The following is a 23,162-nucleotide window of genomic DNA, read 5'->3' as shown; positions in this document are numbered from 1 at the left end:
GTCATCCAAGCAGGGGCGCCAGCAGCCATACCGTGCGGGCGGTGGCGCCGCGGTGCTGCAGCGCGTATTCACGGGCGCGCATGCCCATGGCCTTGCGCGCGTCGCCATCGGCCAGCAGCGCGGCCGACTGCTGCAGCATGGCGGCGGCGCTGTCGACGCGAATGGCCGCGCCATCGGTGATGGCATCCTCGCTGACGGCGCTGAAGTTGAAAGTATGCGGGCCGATCAGCACCGGCGTGCCGACCGCGCAGGCCTCGATCAGGTTCTGCCCGCCCAGCGGCGTCAGGCTGCCGCCAATGAAGGCCAGGTCGGCCGCGACGTAGTAGGCAAACATCTCGCCCATCGAGTCGCCCAGCACCACCTGCACTTCGGGCGGCACCTCGTATCCCAAAGACGAGCGGCGCCGGTAGGCCAGGCCGCGCGCCTCGATCTCGCGCGCCACGTCGTCGAAGCGCTGCGGATGGCGCGGCACGATCACCAGCAGCGCCTCGCCCAGCGGCGCTTCCGTCTGCACCAGCGCATCGAGGATCATCGCCTCCTCGCCTTCCCGCGTGCTGGCGCACAAGAGCACCGGACGCTTGCCGAAGCGGCCATGCATGGCCGCGCCCGCATCCAGCATGGCCGGCGTCGGGCTGACGTCGAACTTGATGTTGCCGGTGACTTCCACGCTGTTGGCGCCGGCCTGGCGCAGGCGCTGGGCATCGGCCTCGGTCTGGGCGGCGATGCAGGCAATGCCCTGCGCGGCCTTCTGCAGCAGGCCGCCGAAGCGGCCGGCGCGCGCCAGCGAGCGCGCCGACAGCCGCGCATTGACCAGCGCCACCGGCACGTGGCGGGCATTGCACTGGGCGATCAGGTTGGGCCAGACCTCGGTCTCCATCAGGATGCACAGGCGCGGCGCGAAATGCGTCAGGAAGCGCTTGACCATCCAGCCGGTGTCGTACGGCAGATAGACCTGGTGGAAGCGGTCGCCATAGTGGCCATACAGTTCGCGCCCGGTGGCGCGGCCGGTGGGCGTCATATGGGTCATCAGCAGGCTGCGGTCGGGATAGACATCCAGCAGCGCAGCAATCAGCGGCTCGGCGGCGCGGGTCTCGCCGACCGATACGGCATGCAGCCAGATCAGCTGATTGCCCGGCGCCGGCGCGGCGTCCCGGTAAAAGCCCAGCCGCTCGCCGATGTGCCGGCGATAGCCCGGCTCCTTGCGGCCGCGCCACCACAGGCGCATCAATACCAGCGGCAGGCCAACCCACCACAACAACGAATAAAGCAGACGCATCAGATAAGGGTGCGGCCGGTCAGCCGCGTCAGGATGGCAAGGGGACTGGATGCCGGGTCGTACTGGGCATCCGCGGGAAGATGAAAGGTCTGCTCCAGCATGTACTGGCCGGACATGACCGCATGCGAGGTCTGGTCGGAAAAGCAGACCCAGACCGCGCCGGGCGCGAACGGCATCGTGACCTGCCGCGCATCGCGCTGGTAGTCCTGGTCCGATTTCATCGCATCATGCAGTTGCAGCATCAGGTGGTCATATTCGCTGCGCAGCGACTTGGTCACATGCAGCGCGCGGAGCAGGCGCGCCTGCACGGGCGAATACTTTTTCATGCGCGGGAGGAAGTGCCGGGCAACGTCCTCGAACGGCTCGCCCACGCGCCAGACGCGCGGCTGGCCTTCGGGGTTGACGTTGGTGAACACGCGCAAAATGCGCTCGCCATAGTTGGGCCGGGACGGAAAGGCGTCGACATGCAGCCGGCGGTCGTCGGCGCGCCAGGACTGCGCGCGCGTCTCGACCTGCGACGGGCGGAAGCTCGTGGGCGCACTGCGCAGCTTGCCGGTATAGGCCGGCAGCAGCTGGGCCACCAGGGTCTGCGCCTGCTGGCGAAAGCGGCCGACCATGCGCGCGAGTGCAGCCTGACCGGCAGCGTCCAGCACCGTGCCCTTCAGGCCGCCGTTCGCGTCGAGGCTGATGTTGCGCACCTTGGGGTCGCGCACATCGGGCGTCAGATAGGCTTCCTCGCCCGGCTGTAATGCAAACGGCAGCCGCGGAAAGTGCAGCACCTTGCCGGCTTCCAGCGCGGCGATCCATTCGGGGTTGGCTGGTTCGGAGCCGGCGTCCCAGTCGCGCCGGTCGATATCAATGATTTGCTGTTCCATCAGCCGTATTATGCCGTGTCGGGTCGGTATCAGGCTAACGAATGGCCTGGCGTTCCAGCAGGGACAGCGCGGCCGCTTCCACTTGGGCCACGTCAGGCGGCATGCCCTGGTCGCCGAGATTGATGATGCGCGGCGACCAGTTGCCCTCGGTCTTCCAGCGCGGCGAATCGCAATACAGCTCCACCGTGGGCCGGCAGAAGGCCGCGGCGATATGGGTCAGGCCGGTGTCGACGCCCACCGCCAGCGTCGCGCGCTGGGCCAGTGTGACTGCCTCCATCAGCGGCAGCGCCGGCAGCACCCGGGCGCCGGGAATGCCGGCCGCAATCTGCTGCGCCGCCTCGCGTTCCGCGGCGCTCCCCCATGGCAGCAGCACGGCCAGTCCCTGCGCGGCAAGGCGATTGCCGAGCGCAATCCAGCTCTGCTGCGGCCACTGCTTGGCCGGGCGCGCGGTGCCGTGGAAGAACACCGCATACCGCTCCCGCGGCAGCCAGTCGGGTTGCAGCGTCGGCGGTTGAAGATTGAAATCGGCCGGCCCGCTGACCTGGTAGCCCAGGGCGCCGGCCGCCACCTCGCGCGCACGCTGCACCGCATGGGTACGCCTGCCTACCGCGATGCTGCTTGTATGAAAAACGCGAGACACCGCCTCGTAGCCCGAACCTTCGGTGGCATTGGCCAGGCCGATGCGGCGCCCGCCCGGCGCCAGCCGTGCCATGCGCATCAGCAGGCCGGTCTTGAACAGGCCCTGGGTGTCGAACACCAGGTCATAGTCGGTTGCGCGCAGCGCCGCGCGAAAGGCGCGGATCTCGGCGCGCGTGGCGGCCGAGGCCAGGCTCTTGCGCCAGCGCCGCAGCGCCACCGGGATCACATTGCGCACGCCGTCGTTCAGGCGCACCAGGCTCACATACGCCTCTTCCACTACCCAGTCGATCTGCGCATCGGGCGCATGGCGGCGCAGGTCGGCCACCATGGGCATGTTATGCACCACGTCGCCCAGCGAAGAAACCCGCACGATCAATATCTTCATGCCGGCTCCGCGCCGGGCTCCTGGATGCATCTCGATGCGTCAGTAAGGCAGCGCGGCGTCCGGCTTGGCAGCCTGGATCACCCGCTTGAACTCGGACTGGATGCGCGCGAGCGCCGCGTCGTTCTCGGCCTCGAAGCGCATCACCACCACCGGCGTGGTGTTGGAAGAACGCGCCAGGCCAAAGCCGTCCGGATATTCGACGCGCAGGCCATCGATGGTGATGACCTGGTCGGACCCGGGGAACTGCGCTTCCTTCTGCAGCTTCTCGATCAGCGCGAAGTTCTCGCCCTCGTTGAGCTTCAGCTGCAGCTCGGGCGTGCTGGTCGATTGCGGCAGCGCGTTGAGCACCGCCGATGGGTCGCTCTCGCGGCTCATCAGTTCCAGCAGGCGCGCGCCGGCATACATGCCGTCGTCGAAGCCATACCAGCGGTCCTTGAAGAAGATGTGGCCGCTCATCTCGCCGCCCAGCGGCGCGCCAGTCTCGCGCATCTTGGCCTTAACCAGCGAATGGCCGGTCTTCCACATCAGCGGCTCGCCGCCGTTCTGCGTGACCCAGCTCGCCAGGTGGCGGGTGCACTTGACGTCATAGAGAATCTTTTCGCCGGGATTGCGGGACAGCACATCCTTGGCGAACAGCATCAGCTGGCGGTCGGGAAAGATCACCTGGCCATCCTTGGTGACCACGCCCAGGCGGTCGCCGTCGCCGTCGAAGGCCAGGCCCAGCTCGGCGTCGGAGGTCTTCAGCGCATGGATCAGGTCTTCCAGGTTTTCCAGGTGCGCCGGGTCCGGATGATGGTTCGGGAAGTTGCCGTCGACCTCGCAGAACAGCTCGGTGACTTCGCAGCCCAGGCCGCGGTACAGGTCGCCCGCGAAGGCGCCGGCCACGCCGTTGCCGGCATCGATCACGATCTTCATCGGCCGCGCCAGCTTGATATCGCCGATGATGCGCTGCAGGTAGTCGTTGCGGATGTCCTGCTGCCGGTAGCTGCCCTGCCCGCTTGCATAGCCATTGCTGTCGATGGTGCGGTACAGCGCGGTGATGGCGTCGCCATAGATCGCCTCGCCCGACAGCACCATCTTGAAACCGTTGTAGTCCGGCGGATTGTGGCTGCCGGTCACCATAATGCCGGAGCGCGCGTCCAGCGTGCTGGTGGCGAAGTAGACCATGGGTGTGGCCACCACGCCGATGTCGATCACGTCCACGCCGGCGGCCTGCAGGCCTTCGGCCAGCGCCGCGGCCAGCCCCGGGCCGGACAAGCGGCCGTCGCGGCCGATGACAACCGTGGTTTCACCCTTGGCGCGCACGGCGGTGCCAAAGGCCTGGCCGATGCGGCGCGCCACGGATTCGTCCAGCGTCTTGCCGATGATGCCGCGGATGTCGTAGGCCTTGAAAATGGAGGGAGAGAGATTGAGCATGGTTGTCTTGTCGTTTCGTTGTCTCGGTTGGCAAAGGCGCCGGCGTTCGGCCGGCGCCGCTCTGGTCAGGAGCAATGGCAATCAGCGCAGGGCCATTGCGCAATGCTTATTTCACGGCATGGATGCGTGCCGTCTCTGGCTTGATGCGCGCGGTGCGCGCGGTCCAGATAAAATCCTCGATCCCGCACTGCGGCGCATATTCCGACACCGCTTCAAGCAGCAGCTCGCGCACGGTCTCCACGTCGAAGCGGTTGCATGCGTCGTTGAGCCGGTCCAGGATGCGCTGCAACGCCGGCCATGCCAGCTCCGCCTCCTGCGCCCGCATGATCAGCGGATGACCGGTGCCCTGGGCATTGGCGCCGATCAGCAGTTCCTCATACAGCTTTTCGCCGGGACGCAGGCCGATCTGCCGGATCTCTATCGTGCCTTCCGGCGTGGCATCGCTTTTGACCTCGTGGCCGCTCAAATGGATCATGCGCTTGGCAAGGTCGATGATTTTAACTGGTTCGCCCATGTCCAGAACAAACACATCGCCGCCCTCGCCCATCGCGCCGGCCTGCAGCACCAGCTGCGCGGCTTCCGAAATGGTCATGAAGTAGCGGGTGATTTCAGGATGGGTCACGGTGATCGGGCCGCCTGCCATGATCTGGCTATGGAAGAGCGGCACCACCGAACCCGAGGAACCAAGCACGTTGCCGAACCGTACCATGCAGAAGCGGGTATGTTTTTGCTCGCGGGCAAAGGCTTGCAGGATCAGTTCGGCCATGCGCTTGGTGCAGCCCATCACATTGGTGGGCCGCACTGCCTTGTCGGTGGAAATAAGCACGAAGCGGCCGACCCGGGCATCGACCGCGGCACGGGCGATGGACAGCGTGCCGAACACATTGTTGCGTATGCCCTCGACCGGATTGTGCTCCACCAGCGGCACATGCTTGTAGGCCGCGGCGTGATAGATGGTATCGACATTGAAGGTCTGCAGCATGCGGGTGCATTTCTGCTGGTCCAGCACCGATCCCAGGAAAGGAATCAGTTCCAGTTCGATGCCCAGCGACTGGCGCATGCCCTGCAGTTCCTGCTCGATGCTGTAGAGGTTGAATTCCGCGCTCTCCAGCAGCAGCATGCGGCTGGGTTTCAGGCGCAGGATCTGCCGGCACAATTCGGAGCCAATCGAGCCGCCAGCGCCCGTCACCAGCACCGACTTGCCGGTAATGCAGGAGGACAGCAGCCCCATGTCCGGCACCACGGGGTCGCGCCCCAGCAAGTCCTCGATCTCGATGTCGCGTACATCCTGCAGACGCAACTGGCCCGACAGCAAGCTGCCCACCGGCGGCGTGATCTTGACCTTGACCTTCAGCGGTTCCAGCCGGTTCAGGATGTCCTTCTGCTGAGCGCGGCTCAGGCTGGGCATGGCGACAAGGATTTCCTTGATGCTGCGGCGGGTAATCAGTCGTTCCAGATTGTCCGAGCCATGGACCCGGATGCCAGCAATGGTGGCGCCCTGCAGGTCGCGGTTGTCATCGATGAAGGCCACCGGGGTATAGTCGGGCACCATGCGCAGTGCGCTTGCCAGCTGCACGCCGGCGTTGCCGGCGCCGTAGATTGCCACCCGGGTGCCGTCCAGCGGACCCATTGCCCGGATGAAGTACCCGCGGGCGATAAAGCGTCCGGCCACCATGTACAGGATGGCGCTGACCCAGTAGATGCCGAACACGCCGCGCGACAGGCCTTCCAGGCGGGTGACGATGGCGGACATGGTGACCAGCACTACCAGCGACAGCGACACGCCGAGCACGACCACATAGACGATCTTCGGATCGATGAAGCGGATCATGGCCCGGTACAGGCCGATGCGGATGAAGACCGGGATCGACACCAGCGGTGCGGCCAGCATCAGCCAGGCATATTGCTTGATCAGCAACAGGTCGACATGGTCGTAGCGCAGCCAGATGGCGAAGAAAAGCGTGAGCGGCAGCATGACGGCGTCGACACTGGCTGCCAGAAGTTGCTTTTTGAAACGGGATAATTCCAGAATGGCTCTCATCGACGCCGGTTTTATGCAATAAAAACAGCATTTTACCCGGCGATGCCGCTTTGCAGCATTGCAACGCTGGTCGGTTTTCGAATTAATTGATCGGCCGCAGCCTTCGTTGAGTAATTTGCAAAATTTTCAGCCCGCAAATTTTTCTTTCATTGCGGAAGTTTTCATTTGAAAATCCAGTGCTTCCCCGCAAAGAATCCAATAATGGCAATCACAGGCAAGGAAAGAATCTTCCCTGTCAGCGGACTATCCAGCAAGGACGCCGCAAGCGACACCATGCCCAGCGCAATTCCGTAATTGAACGCTACAACAATCAGATATTTGCCGAATGACGCGGTGCGCGCGGCGGAGGTAAAGGTGAACTTTGCATGAAACAGATAATTCACCACCAGGGAAATGAAGAAGCCGGTTGACGTGGCAACAACGAGGCTGGCGCCGTAGGCCAGCAGCCCCTGGAAGATGCCGACATCGATCGCCGCGCTTAGCACACCGCCAGCCAGATAAATCAGAAACCGCTGATCAAGCACCACGCGACCGTCTCCTGGCAAACCTGGCGCTGCGATGCACAGCCCGCGACGGCACGGACGCAATGTCATAGGAGAAAAAGGCAAGAATCAGTTGTATTCCCATGATGACCGGCAGCGCCGACAGCATCACGGTGCCGGCCGGCGTGGCAACGCCCGCCTCGCTCGATCCGGCCCAGCGCAGCCCGCCGTAGATCAGGCCGAACAGCAGCGAAATCACGCCCAGCGGCAACTCCAGCGAGGCAAGCGACATGTCGCGCAGATAATAATTGTAGAAAATCCGCTTGCCGAAATTCCGGATGTGCTTGCCCATGAATTCCCCGACGATCTTCGAGATCTTCAGGTTGCTCACCTCGTCGCCATAGGTGGCATCCATCGGCACGTCCTGCACCACGGCACGCAGGGTATTCAGGCGAAACAGGATATCGGTCTCGAAAAAATAGCGCTTGCTGATCTTTGCATAGGGCAATTGCCCGGCGATGTTGGCATGGATGGCGGTATAACCGTTGGTAGGATCAAAGACATCCCAGTAGCCGGACGACAGCTTGGTCATCAGCGACAGCAGCGCATTGCCGAACATCCGCACCGGCGGCATGTTGCCGATCTCGTCCAGATTGAAGAAGCGGTTGCCCTTGGTGTAGTCGGCCTCGCCATCCAGGATGGGCTGAACGAAGGATGAGATCATGTTCGGGTCCATCTGGCCATCGCCATCGATCTTGACGATCACTTCGGCGCCATCTGCCACCGCCGCCCGGTAACCCGTCATCACCGCGCCGCCGACGCCCTGGTTGACCTCATGCCGCAGCACGACCACGCGATGGTCGCGACATTGCGCCGTCACCAGGTCGCCGCTGCCGTCGGGACATTTATCGTCGACTACATAAATAGCCGAAACTTCCTGGCCGATGGAGTCAATGACGCCGAGAATATGGCGGGTTACCTTGTAGCTCGGAATGACGACCGCGATGCGGCGCGCAGGCATTTCCTGCTCCTGGGGAAATTCACAAACCCCTGGCCTGGAATCGGTAAAAAACGAAGTTGTATTGTTGGTCATGATGAGTGCTGCGCATTCAGTACATTCGCCGGGGCAAATGCGCTGCACACGCCCTTTCCTGCGTTCAATGCAAGATGCTGAACCGGCTTCTTTACGCCGCGAGCGACACCACGGAACAGGTCACCGAAGCCGGCTAACTGCCTTGAAGATCCCGGACTGGCCGGGCAGCACAAGATAGCATTCATCGACAGGCCGCCTTTTGCTTGTCTGCAAAGGCTTGCCGAATTGTCCAGCTTGAATCAAGCCACCCTGCTAATGCGTGACGCCCTCGCGACGCACTACTTTGAGGAAGGTAAGGACGAGGATATTGAGATCGAACAGCAAGGATTGCCGTTGCAGGTACTCGACATCGAGTTTCACCTTGTCGGGAATCGCCAGTTCATCCCGGCCATTGATCTGCGCCCAGCCTGTCAGTCCGGGCAACAATTCGTCCACGTGGTGGCGGGTGCGCAGTTCGATCAAGTCATACTGGTTGAACAGCGCCGGCCGCGGCCCGACGAAGCTCATGTCGCCCTTCAGGATGCTCCACAGCTGGGGCAACTCGTCCAGGCTGGTCTTGCGCAGGAAGGAGCCGATGGGGGTCAGGAACTGGTCAGGGTTGCCGAGCAGGTGGGTGGCGACGGCGGGCGTGTCGATGCGCATGGTGCGGAACTTGGGCATGCGGAAGATGGCGTTCCTGCGGCCGACGCGGTCGGACCAGTAGAGGGCTGGGCCGGGGGAAGTGAGTTTGACGACGGCAGCGATTAATAAGATAGGTACAAAAAGGAAAATGGAAAGTAACGCTGCCAGCCACCAATCTAATACCCTTTTCATTTCGGGGTCGTTTTCGTATTCAAGAATTGCCTGACCGTATTATTAATTGCTTCCTTAGTAGATATGACGGGTGTCCAGCCGAGCTCATTTACGGCGCCGGAAATATCAACGCGTAAGGGATTCACGAACCGATCAAGCTGTTCGCCTTTTCCCGCCAGTGTGGCGAAAAACCGCAATACAGGGACAGGCAAGGGAAACAGTAAAGCGGGCCTACACATTGCCGAGGAAATAAGTTTGATCAGGTCGCCTATTTTCAAGTCGCATCCATCCGAAACTAGCCAGATGCGATTCGCAGCTTTTGGATGCGAGCAGATCAGAACGAGGAAGTCGGCCAGATTTTCTACCGCTATCATGCTTCTCTCAGCGGTAATTGATCCGAATGGCAGCGGCATCCCAAGGCACACCAATTTCATTAAACGCAGGAAATTGGCCCTCACGCCAGGACCATACACTAATGGCGGGCGGACAATGACCAGCTCCATTGATGACGACTGACATAGGGAGATCAAGGCCTGTTCGGCCTCGAATTTGGAAATACTGTAACTGCCATGCGGTTTCGGTACGTCGTCTGGCGAGAAAGGGATTATCCCGCTTGATTCGCCATTCACCTTGATCGTGCTGACGAAAATGAATCTTGCAACGCCATGCTTCAAAGCCTCTTTTGCAAAGTGCAGGGTTGCATCAAGATTCGTTTTCCTGTAAGCGCAAATCCCTGCAATACCGTTTTCATTCATAACATGCACGCGTGCGGCAAGATGGATTACAGTGTCGCACCCGTTAAGCGCGCTGCTCCAGTTCGTTACCGTAGATATCTCGGCAATATGAGACACAGCTTCGCCATCGGGGCGACGAGCCGAACCTATGAAAGCCAGATTTCTTTTACGTAGTTCTTGGCAGACAGCGCGGCCGACAAAGCCGGCTGCTCCAGTAACCAATATTTTCTTTGGCCTATTCATCTCGATTTCTTCTGACTCATTAGCTCCATTATTTGGCAGAATTTCATCGAAGGCCAAATACTCTTCGCGCAGCAATGTAAAGGTAAGCTGGTGATATAAAAAACCTCAACGCACTTCGCAGATGCCAAAACGTATAGCGGAGCCTGCGATGACTATCGCGCTGTGCCATATGAACCGCCGCGACATTACTGACAAGAAAAACTGAAACTCCCTTGCGGCGGGCGCGAGCGCAAAAATCAACATCTTCATAGTAAAGAAAATAATTTTCGTTCAAGCCACCGAGTTCGGAATAAAGCGTCGAAGGTACCATGATGAACATGCCGGCAACCCAATCCGGGTTGAGCAACATGGGCCCCACAGATTTCACCCGTTCAATCGCAAGCGTAAAACCAAAAACCTTTCTAAAAAGCTTTTTCATTAGAAACCAAGGCGATGGAAAGCCGCGAGCACTATCTTCAATTTCGCCTTTTGGATTGAGAATTTTAGGCGCGCAAATGGATCGCCCATATTTTTCCAAAACCGCAATAAGCGAATCAAAAGGATCATGCGGCAGCCTGATGTCTGGGTTCAAAAAAACAAAAAAACTGCCTTTAGACGCTCTAAACGCCGCATTATGATTTTCCGCAAACCCTTTTGGCTTATCATTGTAAATTATCGTCAGTGGGAACGCATAAATTTTTAAATCAATATTCCATTCTTCCCGCACATTAAATGTGAGAATTACTTCAAAGTCATTTCTTTCAAACGCGTTCAAATCCTGCAGCAAAGACAAGACATGCCTTAGATGGCCGTGACTAACGATCGAAATGGAAAATTCAGGTAGACTCACTTGGCTATAGCGCTTTCAACTTCGTGCAGATTATTTTATCTGACCTCCGTTGCCATTCAAAAATATAATACTTTTATCCTACTAGCCAGTCAGCATTCAGAAAAACGAGCTAATGCTTCACATTTTTGGGCGGCGCAGATAAATACTTTTAAAATCCTAAAAAATGGCAGCAATGCCCAGCCACTATTGCCGGGCAACATGCAACCACTGATTAACTTTTTTCCTTCAATATTTCATGCGACCAGAGGTAACCAATAAGTGCACTTGGCACCGCCGGATCGCACCAACGAATCGCGTCGAAATAAGAATTAAATTCGCGTATAAAATTCACCGCTGGCAGGTCATGGGATTGCATAAAGTCAAAACAGCATCTCTTTCCCTGCCTCCAAGATTCCTTTAAATCGTCCAGAGACGGGACACTGGAAGAATCAAACCAACGAGTCGATTCTGCGCCATTTTCTTCATTCGAAGAAGGTCGTTGCCAGGATTTCCCTCCGCTCGTCCACAACCATTTTTTTGCAAAAATTCGACGTAATTCATTGGTCTTTCTAAACTGAGATACATGCTCCGACGAGGTCACGGAGTTTTCATGTATTCGATGCCGATATAATGCTTCAGGAAGATAGAAAAAATTGCCGAACTCGGCAATTTTCAGCGCCAGTTCCCAATCTTGACAACCGGTAAATTGAGCACCAGTTCCACCAGCTTCCTGATAAATCCGACGACGAATTACTTTCAGATGCGATGCGATCATTCCGTCGAGCAGATCGGCCCGTACTGGCCTGGCCGCATTGTGGCTTATATTATGATAACCACCATACTTGGCTAATCGGATTACATTTCCGGCGTGGTCGATGTCGTAGCGATCGGTGAACAGATAGTCGATCGTCCCATCCAATTCAAGCTTATCAGCGACTTGTTTGAGAGCATTGGGCACAAGAGCGTCATCACAGTCGAGAAAGGCGATGTATTCCCCTTTCGCGGCATTTACCGCCTCGTTTTGAGTTTCCGAAATCCCAGTATTGACGGAATGATCAATCACGACAAAATTCTTGACGCTTTCAGCAATTTTTCGCAGCAGCGGAGAAATTCTTTGGTCAGTAGATGCATCATTGACACAGACGATTTCTAAGTTATTAATTCCTTGTTTGCCTAGGCTTGTGAGACACTGCAGAAAATGCTCGTAATGGTTATATACAGGAATGACGACTGAAATGGACGGAAGCCTTTCCTCTGCGCCAATGTTGACAAGAGATTTTATAACTGAATCGGCATCGTCGCTGAAAGAAACCGGCAATGGTATGGGCTTATTTATGCCCCCGGATTGCTCGTGCCGGGCACCAAAATTACGAAGCTCTTCGTTGTACAGGGGATTGCTGCGATAACACTGCTGGAACCAGGACAAGGCTGACTCGAAAAAATCAGGGTGTTGCTTGCCGATTATCTGATCAATTTTCAATGCAGCAAAAAGCCATGTTTTTCCCATTGAAACATATGACCTCCTCATGCTGGATGCATGCTGTCGGTAAATTGCAAAATGCCTGTTTATATAAGAGAGCCGTGCTCCGCCGGAAACGATCCTACACCAGAAAAGCCAGTCTTCTTTCGCTCTAGCACTTTCATCGAAGGGATTATTTGCAAGGAGGTCACGTCTGAATAATGCGCAGTGTATAGGAATGACAAATCCACGCTCCCAGCAATAAAGAAAATCTTCAATTTTCAGGGAAAAATTTGCGATTGCTTCGTCTGGCTTGGAGAAAACATCACGCCTATCATCACATAGCAAAAAATTTCCGACTGAGACATCTAGATTTTCCGCAACGAGAAAGTGTGCAACCTGACTGTCAATCTTTTGGGGAACCAGAATATCGTCGCTGTCAAGTAACTGTATAAACTCTCCGGTTGCCAGAGAAATTCCTGTGTTACGAGCACCGGATAAACCGAGATTTTTCTGGCGAACGACCTTGACGAAATCCCCCAAATTTTGCGCCTCTTTCAACCAGCGCTCAATTTTCGGTTCCGTACTGCCATCATCGATGATGATCACCTCAAGCGGGCCTGAATAGGCGAGCTTGGCAGATATAACGGCCTCTGCAAGATAGCTTCCCTGATTAAAGCACGGAATAATTACCGAAACTTTTGGAAGAGGAAAGTTCGCCATATCACGCATATTCGCTGCCGTTTTTATTAAAATATTCGGGAATCTGCTTAGCGGCTTCTTCGAAGGCCGACCAGGAATGCCGCTCTTCAATCAAGGCAAGAAGATTTCTTGCCTTGATTGAAGCAGCAACAGGATCTGCCTGGACTTTTCGCAATGCATCCAGATAGTCTGCTATCGCAGGTCGCTCCGGCAGAGGATATCCAGTCTCGTCGGTAATGAGTTCGCCTACTCCGCCTACGGTAGTAGCGACTACAGGGATCGCAAGTGCGCCAACTTCCAGAAGGATATTTGGCATTCCTTCCCAGCGTGAGGTAAAAATAAAAGCATCGTAAATAGTATTGTCGACAAGTTCTTCGGGCGTACTGAAAGCGCCTTTGTATTGAGCGTTCGGAAATTCAGGAAGCGCCGAATCGCGCGTCATTACACGGTCACCGTACACGTCAAAGTCCGCGAAATCACAATTCCCGATCAACTCAAAAAGCAGGTCAATGCGCTTTTCCTCATCTAACCTTCCAGCCCAAAGGATTTTAAGCCGTCTAGAGCTTTGCCTTGTGGAGATTTCAGCAAGTCGCGCATGAACATCGGGAGACAGACGGGAGCGTTCCACCCTGACCGGATTATATATTGCATGCATTTTCGCCCGATCTGCGTCGGGAAGGGAATATTCGTCCGATGCATCATGAATAAATCGCTTGTTATCACTTAGGAGGCCAGTTAAATGGCGAATCCCGGGCTGCAGAAAGTATGCAGCGTATCCGATCTTGCTTTTTCCGTCTGGAGAGAATTGAAATGCAAAGATGCTGGCAAACAACTTCGTTATTTTTGCAAGACGTTCACCTTTGGATAAATACAAATTCCAAGCGACTTCGCTATTGATATTGTGGGTGACTTTTGGACGCAAAGCAGTTAACAAGTCTTCGAGAAGCTGCTGTTTCTCTGTATAACTACTCTCTCCTTCGAAAAAGGCGTCAAGAACCAGCAATTGAGCGCCGAAGGGCAATATGACTCTATCGCTTACCAGACCCCGGTCTGCTATAACGATCAGGACAGTCGACCCCGGATTGGCATTTCTAGCTGCCTGGGCATAGTTGAGTGCGACCCGCTCAGCTCCGCCAGTGGCAAGAAAAGGCAAAACGATCACATGGCAGACTGGTCCGGAATCTTTAATATTGACGCTGAGTTCACGCAGGGCAGCATCCAGCGCTGCCTCCCTTCGACCGCCCCATCCTAGTTGGTTTCGGCTTTCCTTTAGCGCGGCTACGACTGAAGAAACAGGCCGGCCGTCACTAACATCCATCGCGGCACGCAGAAATGGGCTAACCATCCGCCGGAGTTTCATTTTGTTGGCTGCAGTTAGCGGAAGCGCATGATAAATGCGGCGACCGACCGCATACAATTTTGCCGAACGTTGAACTTGGGCGCTTTCAACAGACGTCTGCGTTAACTCGTGCGCCGACGGCTTTCCTAAGTGGTTGAGCACAGCAGCCTTCACGAGGCCGAATTCACCTCGTGCGATTCTTCCCGTTAGACGTATAGGCTTGGTAACGCGCCAAGATCGCGACTGATAAATTCGCGAAAGTTCAGCTTGTGCGCCGGCAGCATTTCCAGCCATCGCCGCGCCATATTCCCTGGCGAGTGATGCCTGATGCTGCAAGTCTTTTATAGCCGACTCAAAATCACGCGACTGTGCATGCAACTTCTCCTCAACTTCCCTCACACGGTGATTTAGGCACCCTATATATTCATCACGCGCTAAAACCACTTGATTAAGTGCGTTTATTGTCCGATCGCGCTCTGTAATAGTTTCCTGCATGGAAACAACGTGGATTTCCATTTTTTCCAACTTTGACTGCAGTGCAGCGCGCTGTATCTGAAAAGAGTAATCAGTCCTAGCGGGCGACTGCCCAGCCTTTATGCCCCAGAAATAGAGATCATGCGTTTCATTATTGATAGAAAAAGCATATTTTGAAAAAACCGAATCGATGTCGATAATTTCCCGAATATCGCTTTCTTCAAGATTTTTGTAATAGTCTGACCATTCACCGAAGCCTTGGATCAAAGGCGCATCATGTGGCGTGGTACGTCGAGTCCCGTGTTCCGGACGGCCGGTGGTTGCACAACTGAATAAAAACATGCCACCCGGCTTAAGCAGACGAATAATGTTTTTTAGTGTTCGTTCGTAATACTGATCATGTTCAAAACATTCGGTAGACACAATTGTGTCGATACTTTCGTCTGGTAATGCTAGCGCATGTCCTGGCGAAACAAAATCCACATTACGGCCTGGCGCTACATCAACGCCAAGATAAAGGCAGTTGGCGAACAGATACTGGTTATTACCGTTAATATCAAGCGAACCAATGTCGATGACAATACGCTCGGAAAAATAAGTCGGAAAGGTTTTTCTTACGGATAGGCAGAACTCTGCCTGCTGGACATGTGCCATAATTTTACTATGAATTAAACTTGAAATGCGATTCGACGTTATCACTACCATTAAGGCAAAAAGTCCTTAAACAACATCTGCACCAAAACCTCAACATTGAAAACCTTCCCAATCAACCATGTTGAACTGATTGAGGCAATTCATTTTCCTCTACTGCAACGACAATATTTTCCATTGGAATACCAACCAGTCCCGTACTTACCGATGAAGAAATCGACCTAAGCACAACAGCATCGTGAATCCAGTGGTGCTGAACATGATCTTCTTGTGTTCCATCGGCAACTGCTGCGGATATTGTGTAATCACCGGGCGGCAAGATAGGCATTTGAAAACTGAATTCAGCATTGAACACTTTACCGGCCGCTACAGGTATGGGACTGGTTCGAGTGCTAATATAAGTATTATCTCCAAACAAAACCTGCCCTAATCTATCTTTTACGGAAAATCCGACAATAGGGTTAGCAATGTCCGCTAAGGCCAGCACGTTAATGCGTACAATAACGTCTTCGCCACCAATAACATAGGACAATTGCTGGTTTTCACCAACTTGGATGACGTCGACTTTTCTGATCTGGGCAGCGCCGGCACCAAAACTCGAACTGCTATTCGGATCGAATTCAAATACCTCGATATCGTTGCGAAGATTGGAAGCCAATATTTCTTCCAATCGGAAATCAGCTTTGCGCGCTGTTTTTTCTTTTGAAGCACGCGCCGGCACCATTTCCGTTATTTTCTTTTCTGATTTTGGGCTTCCCTCAGTCGAATTGTCATAAAGTGACGCCAGATAAGCTTCAGAAACCTCTTTTGATGGGCCATACGCGCGGGGCACCCCTCTATCAAGCCACAGGGCATTGTCACATAAACCCGTTACTGCTCCAGAATCATGGCTCACAAAAAGCAATGTCCCGTTTTCTTTGAAACGTCGCAGGAAACGCATGCATTTTTGGGTGAACAGCGCGTCACCTACCGCCAAAGCTTCGTCGATAACTAGTATATCGGCATCTACATGTGCCGCTACGGCAAATGCCAAACGTACATACATGCCGCTTGAATATGTCTTGACAGGCTGCTCAATGAATTGGCCAATCTCAGCAAATGCGGCAATACTTTCCAGACGCTCGTCTATTTCAGATTTTGTCAACCCCAGCAAAGTTCCCTGCATGTACACATTCTCAATGCCAGAAAATTCAGGGTTAAATCCTGCGCCTAATTCAAGAAGAGCAGCTATCCTTCCATTGATATTCACTTCCCCAAGAGTTGGCGTCAGCGTTCCGCATAAGACCTGTAACAACGTTGATTTTCCAGACCCGTTCCGACCTATAATTCCTAATGTTTCGCCTTTTTTTACCTGAAACGATATATCTTTCAGCGCCCAGAATTCATCATAATAATTAGTGGTTTGGCCGCCAGCTATTCTTTTCAGCTTGGGAAAGAAAAACTGCTTCAGTCTGTCATGGGGTTTTTTATATATCTGGTAACATTTTCCCAGCCCCGTCACCGAAATAACAACATCGTTAGATGACATCCGAAAACCCCTTTCTTGTTTTCTGGAACCAAGCGTAGCCGAGATATGCAAGGACAACGCTTGCAGCGAGCAAAACACCCAAGTGATCAAAGTTAACCACCTTACCAAAAATCAGGGTATTTCTTCCCTCTTCGATAATGATTGTTAGCGGGTTGATTTTCAGCCATGTTTGGTACTGCGGCGGCAAAGCGGAAATGGGATAAAAAACAGGCGATAAAAATAGCAGCGCAGTAGTGAATATCCCCGTCACTTGGCCTACATCCCGCAAATATACTCCTAAAGCAGCGAGAAACCATGCAATGCCTAGTGTAGCGAATACCAGAGGCAACATCACAAGTGGAAAAAATATTGCTGTCCAAGGAATACTTTTCATGATCAGAAGTTGCGCAGCCAATAAGACAAACAAACTGATCAAACTGTGAAAAAGCGCGGATCCAAAAGCTACAATCGGTAAAATTTCGAGTGGAAAAACCACTTTCTTCACATAATTGACATTCGACAAAATGAGGCTAGGGGCACGATTCACGCACTCAGCAAACAACCCGTGAACAAATAGACCCGCAAAAAGAATAACAGTAAAGTTTCCTTTTGTTTCCTCTACCGTTCCGCCCCAGCGGGATTTGAATACGACTGAAAACACGAACGTGTAGATGAAGAGCATGAACAATGGATTAAAAAAAGACCAAGCCATACCCATGATAGAGCCGCGATAACGACCCAAGACTTCCCTCCTTATCAAGGCTAGAATCAAGCCTTTGTTTCTCCAGAATGAAAGAAACATGCTGTGTGGCGAGGTGCCGATGTTTTGATAGGGGTTCATTTAATTTTCCAAAGTGACATGTGTGTTATTTAAAAACAGCGCATGTCAACCGCGCTAGCGAACACGCGAACCGGAGCGGGAGTATTTAGATGACAACGGATCCGCGCGCGACTTTGCGAATCTGCATTAGACAAACATAGCCGCTAATTTGATAAAGGAGAAAATCTTTTCTTCAAGGCATTACATCATGCATAAATCCAGGGCATCATCCCATTTCGGAAGAGCGCAGAACTTCGTCTTGATTCGCTGACAGTCGAGAAGGGAATTCGCCGGACGCTGGGCTGGTAACGGGTACTCTTTGGTAAAAATTGGATGCACAATCGGACTGGTTTCAGAATTCATGCGAGAAAATATTGCATCTGCAAATCCCGCCCAACTTGTTTGGCCCTGAGCTGCAAGGTGGTAGATGCCACTGTTCTTTTCCCACCATTCTTCAGGAGTTTTACTCGCATAAGCGTGAACCAGTACATTTGCAGTGGTATCCGAAATAGTCCGGCACCATGTCGGGCCACCTATCTGATCACTTACAATACGCAGTTCTTTTTTTTCCTTACCCAACCTCAACATTGTCAGTAAAAAGTTTTTTCCCCGCGTACCGTATACCCAACTCGTTCGAAAGATTAGATGGGGCACACCACTGTCCTGCAGAGCCCTTTCACCAGCCAGTTTTGTTTTGCCATATATATTAATGGGGTTTGGGATGTCCTCCTCGACATAGGAACCAATCTTTGTTCCGTCAAAAACATAGTCTGTCGAATAATGAATAAATTTTGCATTGAGTAATTTTGCCTCTTCCGCCATCACTCCTACAGCTTCTCCATTGATTCGCATCGCCACGTCCGGCTCTTCCTCTGCCTTATCGACTGCAGTGTAAGCGGCAGGATTTACAATAAGATCAGGCTTGATGTCCCGAATAACTTGGCGAATCCGACTTAAATCAGACAAGTCCATCTGCTTGCGATCGACACTGGCCACCGTTCCTAGGCTTTGCAGGCTACGCTCCAGTTCGTACCCGACTTGCCCCGTTTTTCCAGTAATCAGAATCTTCATAAAAAAATCTCTGCATCTTTCAGCAATAAAGCATTTTTGTCTTTTATAGACAGGATGGGAGCATCGGTCAGTGGCCATTCGATAGCAATCTCGGGGTCGTCCCAAGCAATGGACCGCTCATGTTCAGGTGCCCAATAATCGGTAGTTTTGTATAGAAATTCAGCATAGTCGCTCAAAACCACGAAACCGTGCGCGAATCCGACCGGAATCCATAATTGGCGGTGATTGTCAGCCGATAGGTGTACTCCGACTGCTTTGCCGAAAGTAGGCGAACTCCTCCTGATGTCCACGGCGACGTCGAAGACTTCTCCCTGAACTACCCTGACGAGCTTTCCCTGCGGTTGGCGAATCTGGTAATGAAGGCCCCGTAATACATTTTTGGCCGATCGGGAGTGGTTGTCCTGCACAAAGGAAGTTGCCACACCACTCAATTCGGAGAACTTTTTCTGGTTAAAGCTTTCGTAAAAAAAACCACGCTCGTCACCAAATACCTTGGGTTCGAAAATCAGTACGTCGGGAATGGATGTTTTTTGTAGGTGCATGATTTTTTAAAAATCGCTTACGGATATTTCGAGATTTTATATGGCTTAGAAAACGTTATCTTGCAGTAAGCGTAACAAATATTTTCCATAACCATTTTTCTTGTATGTTTGCGCCAAGCGGTCCAGTTGTTCGGCATTGATATAATTGCGCCGGAAAGCAATTTCTTCCGGACAGGCAACCTTCAAGCCTTGACGCTTTTCGATAGTGGCAATGAAATGCGAGGCATCCAGAAGGGAATCATGGGTTCCGGTATCGAGCCAAGCCATGCCGCGTCCCATCAATTCGACAGTAAGCTCGTTACGTTCAAGGTAGATACGATTAACATCAGTGATTTCGAGTTCGCCACGCGGCGATGGACGGATTGAAGCAGCGATGTCGCAGACTTGGTTGTCATAAAAATACAAACCTGTCACTGCGTAATTGGATTTTGGATTTATCGGCTTCTCTTCAATGCTTACCGCTCGCTTGTCATCATTGAATTCAACGACACCATATCTTTCGGGATCCGTTACGTGATAGGCAAATACAGTCGATCCGTTTTCCTTGACAGACGCTTCCCGCAATTGTCCCTCAAAATCATGGCCATAAAAAATATTGTCGCCGAGAATGAGCGCTGAAGGCGAATTGTTCAGGAATTCGCGACCGATAATAAATGCTTGGGCCAAGCCGTCTGGACTGGGTTGCTGAGCATATTGAAGATTGAGTCCCCACTGGCTACCGTCTCCGAGCAATTCGGCGAAACGTGGCGTATCCTGCGGCGTCGAAATAATCAGGATATCTCTGATGCCTGACAGCATGAGTGTTGACAGGGGATAGTAAATCATGGGCTTGTCATACACCGGCAGTAATTGTTTCGAAACTGATGTTGTCACGGGGTAGAGCCGTGTGCCGGAGCCGCCCGCCAAGATAATACCTTTTCGACTCGTTCCGTTCTGTTCTGTCATGCTTGCTCCTCGACATTGTCGCGCTGACTATAGTTGCGCTCCATCCATTTCATGTAATCGCCAGATTGCACACTCCTCACCCAGGCATCATTGTCGAGATACCACTGTACGGTCTTGCGCAGGCCGGTCTCGAAGGTTTCGAGAGGTTTCCAGTTCAGTTCCCGTTCGATCTTCCGTGCATCGATCGCATACCTGCGGTCGTGCCCAGGACGATCAGCCACATAGGTGATCTGTTGACGGTAGCTACCACCGGCAGGACGGGGATCCATTTCGTCGAGGATATCGCAAAGGGCATGAACAACATCAAGATTGGCTTTTTCGTTCCAGCCACCAACGTTATAAGTTTCACCGAAGCGACCGTCCGATAGTACCCGGCGAATGGCCGCGCAATGGTCCTTGACATACAGCCAATCGCGAATTTGCTGGCCGTCGCCATAAATAGGCAACGGTTTGCCAGCACGCGCATTGGCGATCACCAGCGGAATCAATTTTTCCGGAAAATGATACGGGCCATAATTATTCGAGCAATTTGTGGTCAATACAGGGAAGCCATACGTATGGTAGTACGCACGAACCAAATGGTCGGATGCCGCCTTGGAAGCCGAGTAGGGACTATTGGGCTGGTAAGGGTTGGTTTCGCTGAACGGCGGATCGGAAGGGCCGAGTGAGCCATATACTTCGTCGGTCGAAACGTGCAGGAAACGAAACGCATCGCGCGCTTGGCCGACAAGAGTGGACCAATAGGCACGTCCGGCATCAAGCAAGTTGAAAGTACCATTGATGTTAGTCTGAACAAAGGCGGCAGGTCCATGAATTGAACGGTCGACATGGCTTTCAGCAGCGAAATGTACAATTGCACGCGGCCTGTGTTCATTTAAAAGGCGGTCAATCAGTTGACGATCGCAAATATCGCCCTGTACAAACATATGCCGCCCGTCGCCGCGTAACGAAGCAAGATTGTTGAGATTACCCGCATAGGTCAGCTTGTCGAGATTCAGAACGCTTTCGTCTCCGGTGGCCAACCACTCCAGGACAAAGTTGGACCCAATGAACCCAGCACCTCCCGTTACCAAAATCATACTATTGCCCCTATACAATATAACAATATCCTGTGAGGGCCGTATTTTACGTGAATTGCAGTGACCAGTTGCCGCAATGCCCGCCTCCATAGAATTTAAATCCGTAAAAAATGTTTATCTTTTGCATTGATGTTTTTGAGTAATAACCATCGTAACCATCGTCACCTTTGCTTAGATCAAATTAATACAACTCCATGACCACCTACGCCATCGGCGACATTCAAGGCTGCCACGTGCGCGCCATCGATCTGATCCACAGGATTCAATCCCGTACTCCCAACGCCCGCCTCGTCTTCGTCGGCGACGCCGTCAACCGTGGGCCGCAATCCCTTGCCATGCTGCGCCTGGTGCGCGAACTCGGCGACCGGGCCGAAATGGTGCTGGGCAACCACGACCTGCACCTGCTGGCCGTATCTATCGGTATCCGCAAGCCCGGGCGCGGCGATACGCTGGACGATATCCTGGCAGCACCCGACTGCGCCGAACTGCTCGACTGGCTGCGGCACCGGCCGCTCGCGCTGCGCGAGGATAATTATCTGATGGTGCATGCCGGCCTGTTGCCGCAATGGACAGCCGACCAGGCATTGGCCCTGGCTCAGGAGGTGGAAGCAGCGTTGCGCGGCCCAGACTGGAAGGATTTCCTGCGCGGCATGTACGGCAATGAGCCGGCGCGCTGGGACGATCAGTTGCAGGGCGCCGACCGCCTGCGCTGCATCGTCAACGCGCTGACGCGCATCCGCTTCTGCAGCGCCGACGGCACCATGGATTTCCATACCAAGGATGGCACTGGCGAAGCGCCGGCCGGCTTCATGCCATGGTTCGACGTGCCGAGCCGGCGCTCCTCCGACGTGACCGTCGTGGCCGGGCACTGGTCGACGCTGGGACTAGTGGTCCGCCCCGACTTCATCGCGCTCGATACCGGCTGCGTCTGGGGCGGCAAGCTGACTGCGGTGTGCCTGGATGACCGGGAAATCGTACAGGTCGATTGCCCGCAGTACCAGCAGCCGGGTTAGCGCATCGTCGGCCAGCCGACCATGCCAAGCCGAACATGCATTACGCGGTCGCCTTTTCGGCGCCCAGAGAGCCGGCAATCGCATCGTGCGCCGCCGCAGCCAGTTCGCGGCGATGGGCACCGGCGCTTGGCAGCGTCGGCAGCAGCAACAGTTCGGCGCGGATGTCGCGGTGGCGCAGGATGGTCAGCATGCTTTGCACGAAGGTGGTGTCGCCGACGTACTCCACCGCCGGATGCGGCCGGCCGTGGCGGTCCAGGTAGCGTAGCGCGTAGGGCTGCACCGGCACGTCGGCATCGATTGCGGCTTCGAACAGGTTTGCATGGAATGGCAGCACCGTGCCCTGCAGGGACACCGTGCCTTCCGGGAAGAAGGCCACCCGTTCGCCGGCATGGATGCTGTTGACCAGGCCCTGGAAAATCCGCCGCACGTCGCGCTGGCGGCCGCGGGCAATGAAAATCGTACCTGAACGCTCGCACAGCCAGCCGACCAGCGGCCAGTCACGGATGTCAGATTTTGCAACGAAGCGGCAGGGCCGCAGGCTGTTGATGGCAAAGATGTCCAGCCAGGAAACATGGTTGCAGACGATCAGCGCCGGTGTGTCCGACAGCACGCCGCTGACGGAAAGCCGCACGCCACAGATTCCCAGCAGCTTCGCCGACCAGCTGCGTATGCAGCGCTCGCGCAGTGCCGGGCCGGCCAGCGGGAACACCAGCGCACAGGTTGCCAGCCCCTGCAGCAGGTGCAGCACCACCCGCACCAAGTGCAGCGTCTTCATG

20 protein-coding genes are annotated in these 23,162 nt (G+C 54.5%); 1 reads left to right on the top strand and 19 read right to left on the bottom strand.

The features are described 5' to 3' along the window. Position 1 precedes the first annotated feature (1 nt). From waaA to rfbB, 18 genes are all read right to left on the bottom strand, one after another. The gene (gene waaA, locus IGW04_RS03880) at positions 2-1,276 is read right to left on the bottom strand and encodes a lipid IV(A) 3-deoxy-D-manno-octulosonic acid transferase (RefSeq protein ID WP_194711702.1); all 1,275 of its coding nucleotides are present in this window, start codon (positions 1,274-1,276) and stop codon (positions 2-4) included. After that, the gene (locus tag IGW04_RS03875) at positions 1,276-2,151 is read right to left on the bottom strand and encodes a Kdo hydroxylase family protein (protein ID WP_194711701.1); all 876 of its coding nucleotides are present in this window, start codon (positions 2,149-2,151) and stop codon (positions 1,276-1,278) included. The genes waaA and IGW04_RS03875 overlap by 1 nt, the downstream gene beginning before the upstream one ends. A 34-nt stretch (positions 2,152-2,185) precedes the next feature. Beyond that, the gene (gene waaC, locus IGW04_RS03870) at positions 2,186-3,175 is read right to left on the bottom strand and encodes a lipopolysaccharide heptosyltransferase I (RefSeq protein WP_194711700.1); all 990 of its coding nucleotides are present in this window, start codon (positions 3,173-3,175) and stop codon (positions 2,186-2,188) included. A gap of 39 nt (positions 3,176-3,214) precedes the next feature. Further along, positions 3,215-4,591 carry a phosphomannomutase/phosphoglucomutase gene (locus IGW04_RS03865; protein WP_194711699.1) on the bottom strand — a complete coding sequence of 459 codons (1,377 nt, stop codon included), beginning with the start codon at positions 4,589-4,591 and terminating at the stop codon, positions 3,215-3,217. 106 nt (positions 4,592-4,697) lie between these two features. After that, positions 4,698-6,632 (bottom strand): polysaccharide biosynthesis protein, encoded by a 1,935-nt coding sequence (locus tag IGW04_RS03860; protein WP_194711698.1) that lies wholly within the window; start codon positions 6,630-6,632, stop codon positions 4,698-4,700. 161 nt (positions 6,633-6,793) lie between these two features. Continuing rightward, positions 6,794-7,159: a GtrA family protein gene (locus IGW04_RS03855; protein WP_323744806.1), complete on the bottom strand. Its 366-nt coding sequence runs from the start codon at positions 7,157-7,159 to the stop codon at positions 6,794-6,796. Beyond that, the gene (locus IGW04_RS03850; RefSeq protein WP_194711696.1) at positions 7,149-8,135 is read right to left on the bottom strand and encodes a glycosyltransferase family 2 protein; all 987 of its coding nucleotides are present in this window, start codon (positions 8,133-8,135) and stop codon (positions 7,149-7,151) included. The genes IGW04_RS03855 and IGW04_RS03850 overlap by 11 nt, the downstream gene beginning before the upstream one ends. A gap of 324 nt (positions 8,136-8,459) precedes the next feature. Continuing rightward, complete coding sequence (locus IGW04_RS03845; RefSeq protein ID WP_194711695.1) at positions 8,460-9,020, bottom strand: sugar transferase; 561 nt, start codon at positions 9,018-9,020, stop codon at positions 8,460-8,462. Continuing rightward, positions 9,017-10,033, bottom strand: a complete 1,017-nt coding sequence (locus tag IGW04_RS03840; protein ID WP_228526811.1) for an NAD-dependent epimerase/dehydratase family protein — start codon at positions 10,031-10,033, stop codon at positions 9,017-9,019. Before IGW04_RS03840 ends, IGW04_RS03845 begins: the two co-directional genes overlap by 4 nt. Then, positions 10,020-10,748, bottom strand: a complete 729-nt coding sequence (locus tag IGW04_RS03835; RefSeq protein WP_194711694.1) for a glycosyltransferase — start codon at positions 10,746-10,748, stop codon at positions 10,020-10,022. Before IGW04_RS03835 ends, IGW04_RS03840 begins: the two co-directional genes overlap by 14 nt. Positions 10,749-11,016: 268 nt before the next feature. Further along, positions 11,017-12,975, bottom strand: coding sequence for a glycosyltransferase family 2 protein (locus tag IGW04_RS03830; protein ID WP_194711693.1), 1,959 nt, complete (start codon positions 12,973-12,975; stop codon positions 11,017-11,019). Then, positions 12,968-15,463 (bottom strand): glycosyltransferase, encoded by a 2,496-nt coding sequence (locus IGW04_RS03825; RefSeq protein ID WP_194711692.1) that lies wholly within the window; start codon positions 15,461-15,463, stop codon positions 12,968-12,970. Before IGW04_RS03825 ends, IGW04_RS03830 begins: the two co-directional genes overlap by 8 nt. Positions 15,464-15,524: 61 nt before the next feature. After that, a complete protein-coding gene (locus IGW04_RS03820; protein ID WP_194711691.1) occupies positions 15,525-16,937 on the bottom strand; it encodes an ABC transporter ATP-binding protein in 1,413 nt (470 codons plus the stop codon). Further along, on the bottom strand, positions 16,927-17,757 hold the full coding sequence (locus tag IGW04_RS03815; protein WP_194711690.1) for an ABC transporter permease: 831 nt from the start codon (positions 17,755-17,757) through the stop codon (positions 16,927-16,929). Before IGW04_RS03815 ends, IGW04_RS03820 begins: the two co-directional genes overlap by 11 nt. A gap of 180 nt (positions 17,758-17,937) precedes the next feature. Continuing rightward, positions 17,938-18,807: a dTDP-4-dehydrorhamnose reductase gene (rfbD, locus tag IGW04_RS03810; protein ID WP_194711689.1), complete on the bottom strand. Its 870-nt coding sequence runs from the start codon at positions 18,805-18,807 to the stop codon at positions 17,938-17,940. Beyond that, positions 18,804-19,349: a dTDP-4-dehydrorhamnose 3,5-epimerase gene (gene rfbC / locus IGW04_RS03805; RefSeq protein ID WP_194711688.1), complete on the bottom strand. Its 546-nt coding sequence runs from the start codon at positions 19,347-19,349 to the stop codon at positions 18,804-18,806. The genes rfbD and rfbC overlap by 4 nt, the downstream gene beginning before the upstream one ends. Before the next feature lie 45 nt (positions 19,350-19,394). Beyond that, entirely contained in the window at positions 19,395-20,294 is a 900-nt protein-coding gene (rfbA, locus tag IGW04_RS03800) for a glucose-1-phosphate thymidylyltransferase RfbA (protein WP_194711687.1), read from the bottom strand. After that, positions 20,291-21,373, bottom strand: a complete 1,083-nt coding sequence (gene rfbB, locus IGW04_RS03795; RefSeq protein ID WP_194711686.1) for a dTDP-glucose 4,6-dehydratase — start codon at positions 21,371-21,373, stop codon at positions 20,291-20,293. Before rfbB ends, rfbA begins: the two co-directional genes overlap by 4 nt. Before the next feature lie 194 nt (positions 21,374-21,567). Between rfbB and IGW04_RS03790 the strand changes: the two genes are divergently transcribed. Next, positions 21,568-22,386 (top strand): symmetrical bis(5'-nucleosyl)-tetraphosphatase, encoded by an 819-nt coding sequence (locus tag IGW04_RS03790; protein WP_194711685.1) that lies wholly within the window; start codon positions 21,568-21,570, stop codon positions 22,384-22,386. A gap of 40 nt (positions 22,387-22,426) precedes the next feature. Here the strand turns inward: IGW04_RS03790 and IGW04_RS03785 are convergent, their stop codons facing one another. Continuing rightward, positions 22,427-23,161 carry a lysophospholipid acyltransferase family protein gene (locus tag IGW04_RS03785; RefSeq protein WP_194711684.1) on the bottom strand — a complete coding sequence of 245 codons (735 nt, stop codon included), beginning with the start codon at positions 23,159-23,161 and terminating at the stop codon, positions 22,427-22,429. Position 23,162 lies beyond the last annotated feature (1 nt).

It is taken from the genome of Noviherbaspirillum soli, from assembly GCF_015352955.1.
Classification (GTDB): Bacteria; Pseudomonadota; Gammaproteobacteria; order Burkholderiales; family Burkholderiaceae_D; genus Noviherbaspirillum_A; species Noviherbaspirillum_A soli.
The sequence above is the reverse complement of the archived record's forward strand: the minus strand, read 5'-3'. Positions and strand labels throughout refer to the sequence as shown.

What these genes read in the sequence shown, in the direction of transcription:
- waaA (WP_194711702.1), bottom strand. Translation starts at nt 1,276, where the DNA reads ATGCGTCTGCTTTATTCGTTGTTGTGGTGGGTTGGCCTGCCGCTGGTA.
- IGW04_RS03875 (WP_194711701.1), bottom strand. Translation starts at nt 2,151, where the DNA reads ATGGAACAGCAAATCATTGATATCGACCGGCGCGACTGGGACGCCGGC.
- waaC (WP_194711700.1), bottom strand. Translation starts at nt 3,175, where the DNA reads ATGAAGATATTGATCGTGCGGGTTTCTTCGCTGGGCGACGTGGTGCAT.
- IGW04_RS03865 (WP_194711699.1), bottom strand. Translation starts at nt 4,591, where the DNA reads ATGCTCAATCTCTCTCCCTCCATTTTCAAGGCCTACGACATCCGCGGC.
- IGW04_RS03860 (WP_194711698.1), bottom strand. Translation starts at nt 6,632, where the DNA reads ATGAGAGCCATTCTGGAATTATCCCGTTTCAAAAAGCAACTTCTGGCA.
- IGW04_RS03850 (WP_194711696.1), bottom strand. Translation starts at nt 8,135, where the DNA reads ATGCCTGCGCGCCGCATCGCGGTCGTCATTCCGAGCTACAAGGTAACC.
- IGW04_RS03845 (WP_194711695.1), bottom strand. Translation starts at nt 9,020, where the DNA reads ATGAAAAGGGTATTAGATTGGTGGCTGGCAGCGTTACTTTCCATTTTC.
- IGW04_RS03830 (WP_194711693.1), bottom strand. Translation starts at nt 12,975, where the DNA reads ATGCGTGATATGGCGAACTTTCCTCTTCCAAAAGTTTCGGTAATTATT.
- IGW04_RS03825 (WP_194711692.1), bottom strand. Translation starts at nt 15,463, where the DNA reads ATGGTAGTGATAACGTCGAATCGCATTTCAAGTTTAATTCATAGTAAA.
- IGW04_RS03820 (WP_194711691.1), bottom strand. Translation starts at nt 16,937, where the DNA reads ATGTCATCTAACGATGTTGTTATTTCGGTGACGGGGCTGGGAAAATGT.
- IGW04_RS03815 (WP_194711690.1), bottom strand. Translation starts at nt 17,757, where the DNA reads ATGAACCCCTATCAAAACATCGGCACCTCGCCACACAGCATGTTTCTT.
- rfbD (WP_194711689.1), bottom strand. Translation starts at nt 18,807, where the DNA reads ATGAAGATTCTGATTACTGGAAAAACGGGGCAAGTCGGGTACGAACTG.
- rfbC (WP_194711688.1), bottom strand. Translation starts at nt 19,349, where the DNA reads ATGCACCTACAAAAAACATCCATTCCCGACGTACTGATTTTCGAACCC.
- rfbA (WP_194711687.1), bottom strand. Translation starts at nt 20,294, where the DNA reads ATGACAGAACAGAACGGAACGAGTCGAAAAGGTATTATCTTGGCGGGC.
- rfbB (WP_194711686.1), bottom strand. Translation starts at nt 21,373, where the DNA reads ATGATTTTGGTAACGGGAGGTGCTGGGTTCATTGGGTCCAACTTTGTC.
- IGW04_RS03790 (WP_194711685.1), top strand. Translation starts at nt 21,568, where the DNA reads ATGACCACCTACGCCATCGGCGACATTCAAGGCTGCCACGTGCGCGCC.
- IGW04_RS03785 (WP_194711684.1), bottom strand. Translation starts at nt 23,161, where the DNA reads ATGAAGACGCTGCACTTGGTGCGGGTGGTGCTGCACCTGCTGCAGGGG.